The 14,739-nt window shown below is 64.5% G+C and carries 13 protein-coding genes; 3 read left to right on the top strand and 10 right to left on the bottom strand.

The window, feature by feature from the left end; genetic code table 11:
• The first annotated feature begins 132 nt into the window (after nucleotides 1-132).
• From RAH42_RS01340 to RAH42_RS01350, 3 genes are all read left to right on the top strand, one after another.
• The gene (locus RAH42_RS01340) at nucleotides 133-2,352 is read left to right on the top strand and encodes a hypothetical protein (protein WP_317539782.1); all 2,220 of its coding nucleotides are present in this window, start codon (nucleotides 133-135) and stop codon (nucleotides 2,350-2,352) included.
• Nucleotides 2,349-3,185 carry a YadA-like family protein gene (locus RAH42_RS01345; RefSeq protein WP_317539783.1) on the top strand — a complete coding sequence of 279 codons (837 nt, stop codon included), beginning with the start codon at nucleotides 2,349-2,351 and terminating at the stop codon, nucleotides 3,183-3,185. The genes RAH42_RS01340 and RAH42_RS01345 overlap by 4 nt, the downstream gene beginning before the upstream one ends.
• 200 nt (nucleotides 3,186-3,385) lie before the next feature.
• Nucleotides 3,386-3,916: an OmpH family outer membrane protein gene (locus RAH42_RS01350; protein WP_317539784.1), complete on the top strand. Its 531-nt coding sequence runs from the start codon at nucleotides 3,386-3,388 to the stop codon at nucleotides 3,914-3,916.
• A 307-nt stretch (nucleotides 3,917-4,223) separates the two neighbouring features.
• On the opposite strand, the gene RAH42_RS01355 is transcribed toward RAH42_RS01350, so the two are convergent.
• The 10 genes from RAH42_RS01355 to RAH42_RS01400 form a co-directional block, all read right to left on the bottom strand.
• The gene (locus RAH42_RS01355) at nucleotides 4,224-5,018 is read right to left on the bottom strand and encodes an ABC transporter ATP-binding protein (RefSeq protein WP_078015454.1); all 795 of its coding nucleotides are present in this window, start codon (nucleotides 5,016-5,018) and stop codon (nucleotides 4,224-4,226) included.
• Nucleotides 5,015-6,022: an iron ABC transporter permease gene (locus RAH42_RS01360; protein ID WP_078015455.1), complete on the bottom strand. Its 1,008-nt coding sequence runs from the start codon at nucleotides 6,020-6,022 to the stop codon at nucleotides 5,015-5,017. Before RAH42_RS01360 ends, RAH42_RS01355 begins: the two co-directional genes overlap by 4 nt.
• Nucleotides 6,022-7,104: an ABC transporter substrate-binding protein gene (locus RAH42_RS01365; protein ID WP_078015456.1), complete on the bottom strand. Its 1,083-nt coding sequence runs from the start codon at nucleotides 7,102-7,104 to the stop codon at nucleotides 6,022-6,024. The genes RAH42_RS01360 and RAH42_RS01365 overlap by 1 nt, the downstream gene beginning before the upstream one ends.
• A 58-nt stretch (nucleotides 7,105-7,162) precedes the next feature.
• Nucleotides 7,163-8,260 (bottom strand): ABC transporter substrate-binding protein, encoded by a 1,098-nt coding sequence (locus RAH42_RS01370; RefSeq protein WP_078015457.1) that lies wholly within the window; start codon nucleotides 8,258-8,260, stop codon nucleotides 7,163-7,165.
• A 5-nt stretch (nucleotides 8,261-8,265) separates the two neighbouring features.
• The gene (locus RAH42_RS01375; RefSeq protein WP_078015458.1) at nucleotides 8,266-9,435 is read right to left on the bottom strand and encodes a nitrogenase component 1; all 1,170 of its coding nucleotides are present in this window, start codon (nucleotides 9,433-9,435) and stop codon (nucleotides 8,266-8,268) included.
• Entirely contained in the window at nucleotides 9,432-10,715 is a 1,284-nt protein-coding gene (locus RAH42_RS01380) for a nitrogenase component 1 (RefSeq protein WP_078015459.1), read from the bottom strand. The genes RAH42_RS01375 and RAH42_RS01380 overlap by 4 nt, the downstream gene beginning before the upstream one ends.
• Complete coding sequence (locus RAH42_RS01385; protein WP_078015460.1) at nucleotides 10,712-11,467, bottom strand: nitrogenase iron protein NifH; 756 nt, start codon at nucleotides 11,465-11,467, stop codon at nucleotides 10,712-10,714. Before RAH42_RS01385 ends, RAH42_RS01380 begins: the two co-directional genes overlap by 4 nt.
• 487 nt (nucleotides 11,468-11,954) lie before the next feature.
• Nucleotides 11,955-12,389, bottom strand: a complete 435-nt coding sequence (aroQ, locus tag RAH42_RS01390; RefSeq protein ID WP_078015461.1) for a type II 3-dehydroquinate dehydratase — start codon at nucleotides 12,387-12,389, stop codon at nucleotides 11,955-11,957.
• Nucleotides 12,386-13,603 carry a shikimate kinase gene (locus tag RAH42_RS01395; protein WP_317539785.1) on the bottom strand — a complete coding sequence of 406 codons (1,218 nt, stop codon included), beginning with the start codon at nucleotides 13,601-13,603 and terminating at the stop codon, nucleotides 12,386-12,388. The genes aroQ and RAH42_RS01395 overlap by 4 nt, the downstream gene beginning before the upstream one ends.
• Nucleotides 13,604-14,737 (bottom strand): prephenate dehydratase domain-containing protein, encoded by a 1,134-nt coding sequence (locus tag RAH42_RS01400; protein WP_317539786.1) that lies wholly within the window; start codon nucleotides 14,735-14,737, stop codon nucleotides 13,604-13,606. It abuts the gene before it with no gap.
• Nucleotides 14,738-14,739 lie beyond the last annotated feature (2 nt).

The following is a 14,739-nucleotide window of genomic DNA, read 5'->3' on the forward strand; positions in this document are numbered from 1 at the left end:
ACAAGCCCTAATATCGACATCAGCAACAACAACGCCATCACCACCCTGTCGGCCGGCTTCAACGTAAAAGCGGGGGCGAACACCGGAGCGATCCAGGCCGGTAACACCCTCGAATTCGCCGGTAAGAACTACGTGGAAGCCGAGTACGACAGCGCCGCCAAGAAAATGACCATCGGCCTCGACGACGCCACCAAGAACAAGATCGACACCATTGGCACAACGATCGGCGCCGCAGCCAAGTGGACCATCAAAGACGGAGAGACGCCGGCGGGCGAGAAAGAAATCAACAGCACCACTCCGCTCATCGTCACCGGCACTGATGGAGTGACCACCACAGTTACCGCCGGCGGCCTGTCTATCGGCCTGGACGGTTCGACGCTGAGCAGCACCATCAACAACAGCTCCACCGTGATTAATAACGTCGAAGCCAAGTTCAAGATCGCCGACGCCGGGACCGGAACGAAAACCATCACCGCCGACAAAACGGGAACGGAAATCATCACGTTCGCCGGCGACGGCAACCTGATCGAATCCGAAGTCGGCACGGCTGGCGTGAAGCACAAAGTCAACACCGCCAACCTGAACACCGCCATCAACAACCAGATCGCCAACAACACCACCGTGCAGAACCTCGCCGGCGGCTTCAACGTGAAAGCGGGAGCGAACACCGGAGCGATCCAGGCCGGTAACACCCTCGAATTCGCCGGCAAAAACTACGTGGAAGCCGAGTATGACAGCACGGCCAAGAAAATGACCATCGGCCTCGACGACGCCACCAAGAACAAGATCGACAACCTCAGCACCACCATCAACAACGCGTCCAAATGGACCATCAAAGACGGAGAGACGCCGGCGGGCGAGAAAGAAATCAACAGCACCACTCCGCTCGTCGTCAAAGGCGAAAACGGCGTCACCACGAAAGTCGACGCGGGCGGCCTCACCATCGGCCTGAACGGCGCGAACCTGAGCAATACCATCAACAACAGCTCCACCGTGATTAATAACGTCGAAGCGAAATTCAAGATCGCCGACGCCGGGACCGGAACGAAAACCATCACCGCGGACAAGACCGGAACGGAAATCATCACGTTCGCCGGCGACGGCAACATTATCGAATCCGAAGTCGGCACGAGCGGCGTGAAGTACAAAGTCAACGCCGCCAACCTGAACACCGCCATCAACAACCAGATCGCCAACAACACCACCGTGACCGGCCACACCGCCGACATCTCGAAACTGAAAGCCGGCTTCACCGTCAGCAACGAAGCCGGAACGAAACAGGACATCACCCTCGGCGGCGCAACCAAGAAGAACATCAAGTTCGCAGGCGAAACCGGCAAGATCGACGTGACCGTAGCGGCCGACGGAAGCGACGGCGCGAAAGTGACTGTGTCGGCCAACCCCAACCTCGGTCAAAACATCGACATCAGCAACAACTCCGCCATCACCACCATCACCGGCACCCTGTCCGGCGGATTGAACTTCGCCGGCAACGACGGCGCCGTCAACCGCACCCTCGGCCAGACCCTGAACCTCAAAGGCGGCCTGGCAAGCGTGACGAGTGGCGCATCCGGCAAGAACCTCGGCGTGAAAAAGAACGCCGCCGGCGACGGCTTCGACCTCGTCATGAGCGAGACCCCCGAGTTCGCCAGCGTCACAGTCAAAAGTGGCGCGAACGAAATCAAACTCAACGGCGCGACAGGCACCATCGCCGGTTTGAGCAACACCACCCTCGACGCCGGCTGGGGCGAAAACGCCCGCGCCGGACAGGCCGCCACCGAAGGCCAGCTGAAAGCCGCCGCCCTCGCCGCGGGACAGAACGCCACCTACACCATCGGCGCCGACCCCCACGGAAGCGCCCCCGGCATCCTCCTCGACAGCGCGCACAAACGCCTCGACATCATCCCCACAGGCGACGTCATCACCACCGCCGTCAGCGGACGCACCCTCAGAGTCGGCCTCGACCCCGCCAAACTCCAGACCCTGATCAACACCACCACCGCGCCCATCACCAACATCTCCGCAAAGTTCAGCGTCAGCGACGGAGCGAGCACCCCCCACAGCCACACCGTCACCCTTGCCCAGAACCAGACCCCCAACATCCAGTTCGTCGGCGCCTCCAACCAGATCGTCACCAACGTCACCACCACCCCCGCCGGCGGCGTCGTCACCATCGGCCTGCACCAGGACATCCTCGACGCCATCGCCAATGGCAGCGGCGGCAGCGGCGCCTGGAACCTCCAGACCAACGGAGACACCGCCACCCCCATCGGCAACGGCGACACCGTCCAGTTCAAAAACGGCAGGAACGTCACCGTCACCCGCCCCATAACGGCAAAGACGTCACCGTGAGCGTCGTCGACGCGCCCGTTTTTGCCGGCAAAGTGAGCGCCCAAGGCTTCGACGCAACCCACCACAAAATCGAGAACGTCAAAGCCGGAGACGTGAGCGCGGCCAGTACCGACGCCATCAACGGAGCGCAGCTGTGGAAGGCTTCGAGCAGCCTCGCCACCCACCTCGGCGGCGGCTCCTCCGTCAACCCCGACGGCACCGTCTCCGCCCCCACCTACAAGTTCAAGTACGTGGACGGCGGCAGCTACAACACCGTCGGCGACGCCTTGAGCGCCGTAGACAAACAGTTCGGCAAAGTCTACAACAACTTCGGCAACGTCTACAACCAGATGGGCGAACTGCGGCGCGACCTCAAGAACGTCGGCGCGCTCGGCTCCGCCCTGAGTGCCTTGAAACCGATGCAGTACGACCCGCTCGAACCCAGCCAGCTCATGGCCGGCTTCGGAACGTACAAAGGCGAATACGCCCTGGCCCTCGGCTGGGCGCACTACGTGAAAGAAGACTTCATGGTCCACGCCGGAGTGTCCGTCACCCACCACGGCGAGTCGATGGCCAACGCCGGCCTGACGTGGAAGATCGGCAGGAAAGCAGACAAGGAACAGATCCCCGAACGTTACCGCAAAGGCCCGATGAGCAGCGTCTACGTGATGCAGAAGGAGAACGCCCAGCTGCAGGCGCAGGTGGCGTCGCATGCACACGAGATCGCGGAGCTGAAGGCTTCCCAGGCGCACGAGATTGCCGAACTGAAGGCTTCTCAGGTCCGCGAGATGGCGGAACTGAAAGCCGACATGGAAGAGATGAAGCGTCTGCTGCGGGCTTCGAAACGGAGATAACGTTTCAGCCTAACGTTCCGATCCTTGGATCGGCACGTATCGGCAATGTAATGTAAAGAGAAAGGACTGCAAAGGAAAGGACCGGCAATGCAGAGAAAAAGGGCGGAGTCTTATTCGCTCCGCCCTTCTTCTTTGTTCGTTTTTTATCTGTTTCTATTTATTTTCTATCAATTTGCCATTTATTCGAGGAGGTTTTATCAGTGAAACGTTTGATGCAGGCGGCAGTTTTATTTCTGACATTCGCTATGTCCGCGGCGGCGTCCGCCACGGAGATCGCCGTGGTGGACACGGAAAAGCTCCTGGTCCAGTCCGAACCCGGCAAGCTGGGACGGGCCCATCTGGAGGCAGTGCAGAAAGTGCTCCAGAAAGGGTATAACGACCTGCTCGCGCTGTACCGCGGGCAGGAGAACACGGCCGAGGCGCAGAACGCGGTCGCGCAGGGGCAGGCGGCGCTGGAACGGCAGATGGAAGTGGAACGCGCGGCGGTGACGTCGGTGCTGCAGTCGGAGCTGATGGCGTCCGTGGAAGCGTGGCGGAAGAAGAATCCGAAGTTCCACGCGGTGATGGCGCGTCAGCTGCTGCTCGACGCGGCGCCCAAACTGGACGTCACCGACGCCGTGCTGAAGGAGATGAACAGGCGCAGGCCGAAGTTCGCCGCCCTTCCCACGGTGACGGTGAAGAAGCCGGAAGTCCCCGCCAAGGCGGAACAGGCGCCTGCGGAAGCGAAGTAACGGCCGAAACGGGAAAAACGGAACGAAGGATCCCCGAGCGGGGGAGGCGCAAAAAACGCGTCCCCCGCGCGGGCATCGTTTCGTCTCGGGTGTCCCGTCAGCGCCGCTCGGAATCGAGATAATGCGGCGTCCGGTACGTGAGCACTTCGGCCGAGCTTTCGCCGACCAGCATCATGTCTTTGATTGGGAAGAATAAGGACAAAAAAGCGCCCCGGATTTTCAAGCCCAGTGTGCCGTTCCCGAACGGCACACCGGGCTCGAAAATCCGGGCGCTTGGTTGATTTCGATTTTCCGCCGCTCTTTGCCCTCACGCCTGCGCGGCGATGGACAGCGGCACGACGGTGTTGTAGGTGACGCCGCCGCGCTGGAAATCGTGGATCGAGACGTTCACGCCGAAGGCGCGGCGCATGTTGTCTTCGGTGATGACGTCCGGCGCCGCGCCGTACAGATCCGTCTCGCCGCGCCCGAGCAGCAGCGCCTTGTCCGACAGCTTGAGGGCGTGCGCGGGAAAATGCGTGTTGACGATCACCGACATGCCGTGTTCGTGCGCCAGATGGCGGATGATGTCGAGGATCACCAGCTGGTTGCGGAAGTCGAGGTTGGATTCCGGCTCGTCCATGACCAGCAGCCGCGGCTGCGCCGCCAGGGCGCGGGCGGTGAGCACGAGCTGCAGCTCGCCGCCGCTCATGCGGTCGCAGCGCTTGTCCGCCAGTTTGACGATGCCCGCTTCTTCCATGGCTGCCGTGGCGATCGCCTCGTCCTTCGGTCCCGGCTGGCGCGTCACGCCGAGATGGGCGCTGCGCCCCAGCAGCACCATCTCGCGGGCGGTGTAGGGGAACAGGCTTCCCTTGGCCTGCGGCACGTAGGAAACGCGGCTCCACAGCTCGCGCGCCGCATAGTCCGCCAGCGGTCGGCCGTCGATGACGGTGCGCCCGCTCTTCCACGGCAGAAATCCCATCATGCAGCGCAGCAGCGTGGTCTTGCCGACGCCGTTGGGGCCGAGGATCGCCAGGATCTCGCCGGGGCGCACGGAGAAGGACAGGTCGCGCAGGATCGCGCGCCCGCCGTAATCGAAGCAGCCTTTTTCGACGGAAAAGATCATTGCGCCGTCCCCCTCGTCCTGCGCAGCAGCGAGATGAACACCGGCGCGCCCACGAGCGCTGTGAGGATCGACACGGGGATCTCGGCGGCGGTGAGGCTGCGCGAGCAGGTGTCGATGACGAGCGTGAAGACCGCGCCGAGCGAGACGCAGGCGGGGACGATGCGCTGGTTGTTGCCGCCGCGGAGCATGCGCGCGATGTGGGGGATCAGCAGGCCGATCCAGCCGATCTTGCCGCACATCGATACGCAGGACGCCGTCATCGCCGTGGCCGCCAGAATCACCGCCAGGCGCATGGCGCGCAGGTTGACGCCCATGGAGCGGGCCTCGTCCTCGCTGAGGGCGAGGATGTTGAGCCGCCAGCGCAGCAGGTAGATCGTGAGCGCGCCCGCGGCGATCATCGGCAGGCCGACCAGCAGCGTCGAGTAATTGGCGGCCGAAAGGCTGCCCATCAGCCAGTAGGTGATCGTCGGCAGCACTTCTTCCGGGTCGGCCACGTACTTGAGCAGCGACACGGCCGCCTCGAACAGCGCGCCGATGACCAGGCCCGACAGCACGATCATGATGATCGAGTTCTTGCCGCGCACCTTGGAGATGGTCCACGTCAGCGCCACGGCGCCGAGGCCGAAACAGAGCGCGAAAAGCTGCACGGAGACCATGTCGAGCCGGAACATCAGCGCCGCGACGGCGCCGCACGAAGCGCCGCTGGAAACGCCCAGCGTGTCGGGCGTCGCCAGCGGATTGTTGAACAGGCTTTGAAAGGCCGCTCCCGAGAGCGCCAGCGCCGCGCCGCAGCACAGCGCCGTGAGCACGCGGGGCAGGCGTACGCCGAAGACGACCGACCGCTCCATGGGCGCGATCTCCGCTCCGGTCAGCGGCGACAGCAGCACGCGCAGCGTGTCGCTCGTGCTCAGCGCGTAACGGCCGAAGCCGAGGCAGAGCAGCGCCGCCAGCACGGGAACGGCCCAGAGCAGCAGCGCGCCGAAGCGACGTGATTGACCGGCCATCAGAAGATCGCGGCCTCGCGGGGCGGGTTATAAATGGCTTTCAGATCCTCGCCGGTCAGCTCGTAACCGTAAAAGCGGCGGTAGTAATCCTTCATCATCGCGTCCAGGTCGACGTCGCCGAACAGCTCGGGATGCACGCGCTGCGCCACCCAGACCAGGCTCAGCGGCGTGTCGCCGGAGGGCGGGTACCAGCGGTAGACGCCGAGCGGGAACTTGTGGACGCGCCTGTTTTTGACGGCGGCGACGTTGCTCCAGTCGTAGCCCTCGATGGCGTTGTCGTAGAAGTCCTCGGGCACGTAGGGGCAGAAGTTGTTGATGAAGATCACCTCGGGATCCCAGCTGTAGATCTGCTCGAGGTTGACCGTCTTCCAGCCTTTCAGTTCCGCGGCCGCGTTGACGCCGCCGGCGTGTTTGAGGTAGAAGGAAGCGTAATCGCCTGAACCGGCGACCACCAGCTGGCCGCCGCTGAATCCGGCGAACATCAGCGCGCGCGGTTTTTCGGCTGTGTTCGCTGTGCGTTCCTGGATCATCTTCAGCGTCTCGCGGCCGAAGTCCGCCACGCCGTCGGTCTTGTCGCCGGAGCCGAAGATCTTGCCAAGATAGTCCGCCCAGTCGGCGAACGTGCCCACGGGATCGCCGCCGTACTTGCCGGGTTTGAAGCCCACGGCGGGGATGCCGGCGCGCCGGTACATCTCGCCCTCGGCCTTCTCGCTGGCGCGGTAGAACACCACGTCGGGGGCCATCTTGATGATCTCCTCGACGTTGATCTTGCCGCCTGTGGCGAAGTCGCACTTCAGCTTGAGGATGTCGGGATACATCTTCGCCAGGTAGGAATGTTCCGCCGCGCTCATGGCCGCCGCGGGGATGCCAACGAGCCCCTGCGCGCCGCCGCGGTAGAGGCAGTAAATGCTGGTCAGCGGCATGATCGAAGAGATCACCACGCGCTCGGGATTTTTCGGAACCGTCGCCTCGGCCCCCGTATCGTCGACAAAAGTCACCGTCTCCCCGCTTTTTCCCCAGCCGGGAGCGGCGAAAAAAAGCGCTCCGATCAGCAGGAACGAAAGAAAATTTGTCCGCTTCATCGCGATTCTCCTTTGATATGAACGAAATCGAATTTACGCGGCCGCGCCGCGAAAACGCCTAATAGACGGCCGCTTCGCGCGGCGGGGCGCAGATGTATTCCACGTCTCCGTCGCTCAGATCGTAGCCGTAGAAGCGGCGGTAATAGTCCTTCATCGCCTGCGCCATGTCCACGTCGCCGAACAGTTCCGGCTGCAGGCATTTGGCCGCCCACAGCAGGCTGAGCGGCGCGTCGCCCGCGGGCGGGTACCAGCGGTACATGCCCAGCGGGAACTTGTAGACGCGCCTGTTCTTGACGGCGGAAACGCTGCTCCAGTCGTAGCCCTTGATGGCGTTGGCGTAGAAGTCCTCGGGCACGTAGGGGCAGAAGTTATTGATGAAGATCACCTCGGGATCCCAGGCGTAGACCTGTTCGAGGTTGACCGTCTTCGAGCCGTTCAGCGCCGAAGCGACGTTGACGCCGCCGCCCTCGTTGATGTAGAACTCGGCGAAGATCGTGCCGCCGGCCGCCGCCAGCTGGCCGTCGCGGAACCCGGAGAAAACGATCGCGCGCGGACGCTGTTCGGGCTTGAGCGACGCGGTGCGGACGCGCAGTTTTTCCAGCGTCTCGCGGCCGTATTCGGCGATGCCGTTGGTCTGTCCGCCGCCGCCGAAGATCTGGTCGAGCCGCTCGATCCAGCCGGCGAACGTGGCGATGGTGTCGACGCCGTGCTTGCTGGTGCTGAACGCCACCGCGGGCAGCCCGGCCTTGCGGTACATGTCGCCCTCGGCGACCTCGTTGGCGCGGTAGAAGACCACGTCGGGATGCAGCTTCATCACTTCTTCGACGTTCACCTTGCCGCCTTTGGCGAAATCGCATTCCAGCGTGAGGATGTCGGGGTAGACCTTGGCCAGATAGGAATGGCGCGCCGCGCTCATGGCCGCCGCGGGGATGCCCACGAGATTCTGCACGCCGCCGCGGTACAGGCAGTAGACGCTGGTCAGCGGCAGGATCGAGGAGATCACGATGCGCTGGGGATTTTTCGGGAACGTCACTTCGACGCCGCGGTCGTCCACCAGCGTGATTGTCTCCCGCTCCGCGGCCGCAGCCGCAGCCGCGCCCGCCAGAGCCGCGCTGCAAAGCGCCGCGGCCAGAAAACTCGCGAAAAATCGTTTCATGTCTTTTACGCTCCTTTACTCTTCGATAGAATCGCCTCGACGAGGCGGTCCATTTCGGCGCCCAGCCAATGGGGCGCGTGATCCCAATAGAGTTTGCTCGACAGCGCCGGATGAGGCAGTCCGACGAGTTCGACGCCGCTGTCCGGCGGGATCAGCCCGGCGAACAGCGGATCGCCGACGATCGTGCGGAAGCGCCCCGACTCGACCAGCCCGCGCAGCGCCGTTTCGTCGGCGACGTCCAGATCGCCGGGCGAAGCGAGGCGGCGGTCCAGCCCCAGCATCGTGCCGACCGTCACGGGCAGGCCGGGCGAACGGGCGAGGAGCTCCGCGCGCAGCGCGGCGGCGCACGCCTGTTCGCCGACGATCAGCACGCCGCCGTCGCGGCTGGGCGCGTTTTGCGCGCGGCATTGGCCGTCGGCCAGCGTCCGTTCGATCAGTTCCAGCGCCGTCTCGCCGCCGCACAGCGGCAGCGCCGCGACCCACGGGGCGCCGTAACGGCGGCGCAGCAGTTCCGCCGCGTCCATCCCCGACTGCGTGACGGCGAGGTTGAGCGCGGCTTCGCCGAGGCGTTCGATTTGTTCGAGCGAAACGCCCATCATCAGGCGGCCGTTCACTTTCAGCCCATGCCCTTCGAGGAACGCGGCCAGTTCGGCGGCGTTGCCGTTGTCGGCAAAGTCCAGCGGCGTCATGCCGAGGATGTTGACGCTGCGGGGGATCTTCTCTTTCGTTTCCTTCGCGAAGCGCTCGATCAGCGCGGTCTGCGCGGCGCCGACGCCCGCGCCGTAGCGGACGATGCCGTTGGTCGGGAAACCGAAACAGGGCAGGCCGGTGTGGTTTTCCAGCTCCGCGGCGATGCCCTTGAAGTCCGTGCCGATCACCATCGGCACGGGGCTGCCGATCACGGCGACCATCGTGGGACGGAGTTCCTCGCAGGCCGCGATGACGCGGTCGACGAGCTTGTCGTCGTCGCCCAGCACGGCGTCGATCTCGCGCAGTCCCGAACAGAACGTCCGCGCCGGCGCGTCGTACCAGCGCGGCTCGTCGTAGCCCGTGTAGTTGCCCGTGCAGCCCGAGGCGTCGTGAATGACGGCGAGGCCGCCCAGCTCGTACATGGCGGAGCAGACGCCCGAATAATCGCCGGCGTAGGCCGGCAGCGTGATCCACAGTTTGCTCACAGCACCAGCCCCGCTTTCTTCACCATGTCTTTCAGGTCGCTCTCCGCGGCGGCCGCGGCGCGGATCATCTCCAGCATCGCCGCGATGCCGCGGTAGCCCCAGTGCCCCTGCTGCGCGTCGGCGGGGGCCACGTGCCGCGAGCCGGTGATGTAGCCGCTGTTGTAGCCGATGCAGAGGCTTCCGGGCAGGCGGTCGCGGAAAAGCGCGCGCTGCGGATCCTGCGGCTGCATGATCTCGACTGCGGCGCAGCGTTCGCGCAGCCAGCGGTAATTTTCCGCGTCGGGGCCGACGACGTCCTGCACGATCAGGCGCTTCACGCAGAAGCCGCGTTCCAGCAGCGCCCTGGCGAGATCGAACGGCCGCGTCACGGCGTCGCCGTCGAGGACGACGGGCTGTCCGGCCAGAACTTCGCGCGTGCGCGCGAAATCCTCTTCGCACGCCGCCTCGTAACCCGAAAGGTCGGGACAATCCGCGCCGAGCGCCGCCGCCAGAGCGCGATACGTTTTCGTCACCTCGCGCGGGTCGTAGCTGACCAGCGCCCGCAGCCAGGGCGTGCCGTGCTTCTTTTCCATCCGCTCCGCCGCGTAAACGCCCGGCGGCGCCAGAACCACGTTCAGGCGGCTGCGCGCCATCTGCTGGAACTCACCGAACGTCGAAAAGTCGGTGATCTGCCGCGCGGGAACCGCGCCCATGCGCGCCAGCAGATCGTAATACTCGCCGTCCTTCAGCAGCGGCACGAGGCTGCCGATCAGGTTGACGCCGCCGTCTTTCCGCTCGGCCACGTCGAGCGTGGAATAGATCTTGTCGCGGATGTTCACGGCCGGCGGCACCTTGGTGTCGGTGGTGATGGGGTTCATGTGGCAGTCGATGAAGCGCACTTCGGGATGGCGCGCGTGCAGTTCCGCCGCTAGCGCCTCGTGGTCGGTGCCGAGCAGGTCGTCGAGGCAGGTGACGAAGATCATCATCACCCGCGGCGTGCGGCCGCGCTTTTCCAGCCAAGCCAGCAGCTCTTCCGCGCCGTCGACGATGGCCTGTTCGTAGCCGCCGGAGACGATGTCGTCCTCGCTCAGATAGAGATAGGAGATGGTGTCCTTGCGCCCCTGCAGACAGGCGCTCAGCGCGCCGTGGCGGCCGCAGGCGGCCGGGCCGGCGAAAAGCTGATAGCTCTCGGGCAGCAGCTGCCCCATGCGCGCCACGCCCCAGCTGCCGTGAGCCGGCGACGTGTACGTCAGCGTGCCGCGAAACGGGCTGCCGCAGGAAGCGCAGCCGCCGCAGCTCATGAGCAGACCTCCATGACTTTTTGCGCCAACTCGCGGTAGCGAGACGCCATGGCCGAATCGGGCAGCGCTTCGACGACGGTTTTGCCCTGCGCTTCGGCGGCCTGCACGGCCCCGTCGCGAGGCACCGTGTAGAGCACCCGCGTCCCCATCTCCGAGGCGGCCTTTTCCACGAGCGCCTGTTCGTCCGCCACGTTGCGCGAGTTGAGGATCAGCCCGGCGACGCCGGCGTAGCCGCGCTTGCCGAAGTTATTCACGGCGCTCACGATGTTCGAAGCCGCGTAGAGCGCCATCATCTCGCCCGAGGTGACGATCAGCACGCGGTCGGCGTAGCCGCCGCGGATCGGCATCGCGAAACCGCCGCAGACCACGTCGCCGAGCACGTCGTAAAAGACGACGTCGGGCCGGTATGCGTCGTAGGCGCCGAGTTCCTCGAGCTTTTCGAAGGCGGTGATGATGCCGCGCCCCGCGCAGCCGATGCCGGGCGTGGGGCCGCCGGCTTCGACGCAGAGGATGCCGTCGAAGCCCGTAAAAACGATGTCTTCCAGCGTCACGCCGGTCGCGCCTTTTTCGCGGATGCGGTCCAGCACCGTCGGGATCCGCACGCCCCCCATGAGCGTTTTGGTGGAGTCCGACTTGGGATCGCAGCCGATCTGCATGACTTTATGGCCGAGGCGGCTCAGCGCCGCCGAGAGGTTGGACGCCGTCGTCGATTTGCCGATGCCGCCCTTTCCGTAAATCGCGATTTTGATCATTCTTTTGCCCCCGAAGATCTCTCTTTAAAAGTTAGATTTCTCTAATTCGGATGTTGAAAATAAAAGTCAGTCTCCGCCCGAATTTTTATTAGTTGAGACTAACTTTTTGAGTTATACCATTCCAATCGGACGCTGTCAATCCGCCTCGCGTCATGGGAACGTTCTTCTCCATGGCTCTTTCTTGTGCCGATAAAAAAGCTCCCCCTCGGGAGCGCCTCGCGAAATTTCTTCGCGTGTTCGCTTTGAGTGGGAGCTTGGCTCCGTTTTATACTATTTCTTAATTAAAAGGCCGAACGCAAGGGTGCTGCGGGGGAGTTCAGTCGCTCGGACATACTCGACCGCTACGCGGTCTGCGCGGCTCGCTTTGTGAATCTCCCCCGCAGCACCCGGAAAACTATGTTAATACTTTCTATCAAGAATTAGTATTATTTTTTCTCGATAATCTCCACGACAGGCGCGGGCCATCTCCGCGTCGTCGCGGCGCCCGCTATTCCCGATCCCGGTCCAGCAGCAGGTCGACGGCGTCGAGGTAGCCTTTCAGGCCGCGCCCGGCGATCTGGGCGACGCAGGCGGCGCGGGTGTAGGAATGGCGGCGGAAATCCTCGCGCGACTGGATGTCGCTGACGTGGACTTCGACGGCGGGAATGCCCACGGCGCGCAGCGCGTCGGGAATGGCGACGCTGGTATGGGTGTAGGCGGCGGGATTGATGACGATGCCGTCGACCTTCCCATAGGCTTCCTGGATGCGGTCGACGATCGCGCCTTCGTGGTTGCTTTGGAAGAATTCCACGTCCGCGCCGGCGGCGGCGCAGTGCGCGCAGATCATTTTCTCCAGGTCGGCCAGCGTGGCGCGGCCGTAGATCTCCGGCTCGCGCACGCCGAGCATGTTCATGTTGGGGCCGTTGACGACGAGGATCTTCATAGCTGCAAAGCCTCCTTGATTTTTGCGGCGGCGTCCTGCGCCGACGACGCGGAAACGGTCAGGTCGGCCCAGGCGCGGTACAGCGGCAGACGCCGGCGGCGCAGTTCTTCCACGCCGACGGACTGCGACAGGGGCCTTCCGTCGACGGGCAGTTCGCCAGGGCGGTCGAGCCAGACGCAGATCCCGTTCTGGCGGAGCAGCGGGCGGTTGCGCGGCTGCGTGACCACGCCGCCGCCGGTGGCGATGACGATGCCGCTCTCCTTGGAGACGTCGGCCAGCGCCTCGGTCTCGAGCCTGCGGAAGGCGGCTTCGCCGCGGCGGGCGAAAATTTCCGCGATCGGGCAGCCCTCGCGTTCGGCGACGATCCGATCGAGGTCGCGCACGGGGCGCCCCGTCAGCCGGCCGAGAACCTGCGCCGTCGTGGTCTTGCCGCAGCCGGGCATGCCGATGAGCGCGACGTTGCCGGTACGGCGGGCGATGGCTGCGGCGATGCGGTCCGTCAGCGCCGCGGGCAGTCCGCGGCCGAGGAACAGTTCGCCGGCGCGCACGGCCTGGGCGGCCAGCATCGCCAGGCCGCCGCGCGCGGGGAGGCCGAGTTCTTCGGCCTGAAGGAGCAGCGCCGTGCGCAGCGGGTTGTAGATCACGTCGAGCACGAGCCGGCATCTGGGAAAGAGCCGCAGATCCACGGGGGAGGCGCCGTTTTTCGGGTACATTCCCACGGGCGTCGCGTTGACGATCAGCTCGGCGTCGGCGTGCCTTTCGAGGGTGGCGTAGGTGTCGCTCCCCGAGCGCGAGATCACGGCGAAGGGGATGCCGCAGCTTGCCAGCACGGCGCGCACGGTGCGCGAAGCGCCGCCGCTGCCCAGCACGAGCGCGGGGCGACCGCGCAGACGTTCCGCGTCTTCCCCGAGCAGATGCAGAAAACCGTCCCAGTCCGTGTTGTCGCCGCGCCATCCCCCGCCGGGCAGGCGCGTCAGCGTGTTGACGCAGCCGACGGCGCGGGCGCGCTCCGACAGCTCGCGGCAGCTTTTCATCGCGTCGATCTTGTAGGGAATGGTGACGTTGAAGCCGTCGCCGTCGCTCGCGCGCAGAAAGCCGTCCAGCTCTTCCGGCTCCAGGGGATAGAGCTTGTACTCGTAATCGCCGATCAGGGCGTGGATGGCGGGCGAGAAGCTGTGGCCGAGCGCGCGTCCGATCAGGCCGAAGCGCCCCATTTACACCACCTCGGAGTAGCTGCCCAGATATTTGAGCGTGGTGACGGCGCCCTGCAGGTCGTCGAAGATGCGCAGGAAGGAATCGTCATAGACGGAGGAGTCGAGGTCGAAATAGAACATGAATTCGAAATCGCTGTTGGCCAGCGGCCGGCTCTCCAGCTTGAGCAGATTGATGTCCAGCGCCTTGAAGCGGGACAGCACGTGCGACAGCGAGCCGCGCTTGTGCGGCAGCACCATCATCAGGCTGGTGCGGTTGGCGCCGGGATAAATTTCCAGATCTTTGGCGATGCAGATGAAGCGCGTGAAGTTGCTGCCCGCGTCCTGTACGGAAGCCTTGAGGCAGTCCAGGCCATAGAGTTCGGCGCAGCCGCGCGACGACAGCGCCGCCAGATCCTTGCGCCCCGACTCGCGCACCATCTGCGCGGCGACGGCCGTGTTCTTGACGGGCGTGGCCTTGACGCCGAGCGACTTGAGAAAGCTCTGGCTCTGCGCCAGCGCCTGCTCGTGAGAGATGATCTCTTTGATGTCGCCGATGGAAACTCCGGGATTGGCGAGCAGGCAGTGGTCGATCTTGACGCGGCAGCTGCGCACGATGTAGCAGCTGTGCTCCATCATCAGATCGTAGATACGGTTCACCGAGCCGGCCGTGCTGTTCTCGATGGGCAGCACGCCGTAGCGGCACAGCCCCTGCTCGACGGCGGAAAAGACGTTTTCGAAGTACTGAAAGTACATGATGCTGCCCGAGGGGAACATGCGCTCGCAGGCCATCTGCGAATTGGCCCCCTCCGCGCCCTGACAGGCGACCGCGGAACGGATGGGAAACTGCGCCGGCGTGTTGGCCAGCGCCAGCGAGATCTGCCGCTTGAGCGGCGAACCGCCGGCGATGATGCGGTGCTGCTCGGAACGACTCAAGTCGAAGATCAGCGAGAACAGCGCGTCCATGGACGGCGCCATCTCTTCCCCGACCGAACCGGCCAGATCGTTGAGCTTCTGACGTTCGCGGGCGGGATCGTAGATGGGGATCTTGTTTTTGGCTTTGTAGGCGGCGATGTCGCGCACGACGGCGAAGCGCCGCGTGATCAGGTCGACCAGACCGCGGTCGATCTCGTCGATCTGGGTGCGAAAATCTTTCATGT

It is taken from the genome of Pyramidobacter sp. YE332, assembly GCF_033060595.1.
Lineage (GTDB): Bacteria > Synergistota > Synergistia > Synergistales > Dethiosulfovibrionaceae > Pyramidobacter.

Excerpts from the sequence above, each read along its gene's own strand:
- RAH42_RS01355 (WP_078015454.1), bottom strand. The coding sequence starts at position 5,018 with ATGATCTTTTCCGTCGAAAAAGGCTGCTTCGATTACGGCGGGCGCGCG.
- RAH42_RS01360 (WP_078015455.1), bottom strand. The coding sequence starts at position 6,022 with ATGGCCGGTCAATCACGTCGCTTCGGCGCGCTGCTGCTCTGGGCCGTT.
- RAH42_RS01365 (WP_078015456.1), bottom strand. The coding sequence starts at position 7,104 with ATGAAGCGGACAAATTTTCTTTCGTTCCTGCTGATCGGAGCGCTTTTT.
- RAH42_RS01370 (WP_078015457.1), bottom strand. The coding sequence starts at position 8,260 with ATGAAACGATTTTTCGCGAGTTTTCTGGCCGCGGCGCTTTGCAGCGCG.
- RAH42_RS01380 (WP_078015459.1), bottom strand. The coding sequence starts at position 10,715 with ATGAGCTGCGGCGGCTGCGCTTCCTGCGGCAGCCCGTTTCGCGGCACG.
- RAH42_RS01385 (WP_078015460.1), bottom strand. The coding sequence starts at position 11,467 with ATGATCAAAATCGCGATTTACGGAAAGGGCGGCATCGGCAAATCGACG.
- aroQ (WP_078015461.1), bottom strand. The coding sequence starts at position 12,389 with ATGAAGATCCTCGTCGTCAACGGCCCCAACATGAACATGCTCGGCGTG.
- RAH42_RS01395 (WP_317539785.1), bottom strand. The coding sequence starts at position 13,603 with ATGGGGCGCTTCGGCCTGATCGGACGCGCGCTCGGCCACAGCTTCTCG.
- RAH42_RS01400 (WP_317539786.1), bottom strand. The coding sequence starts at position 14,737 with ATGAAAGATTTTCGCACCCAGATCGACGAGATCGACCGCGGTCTGGTC.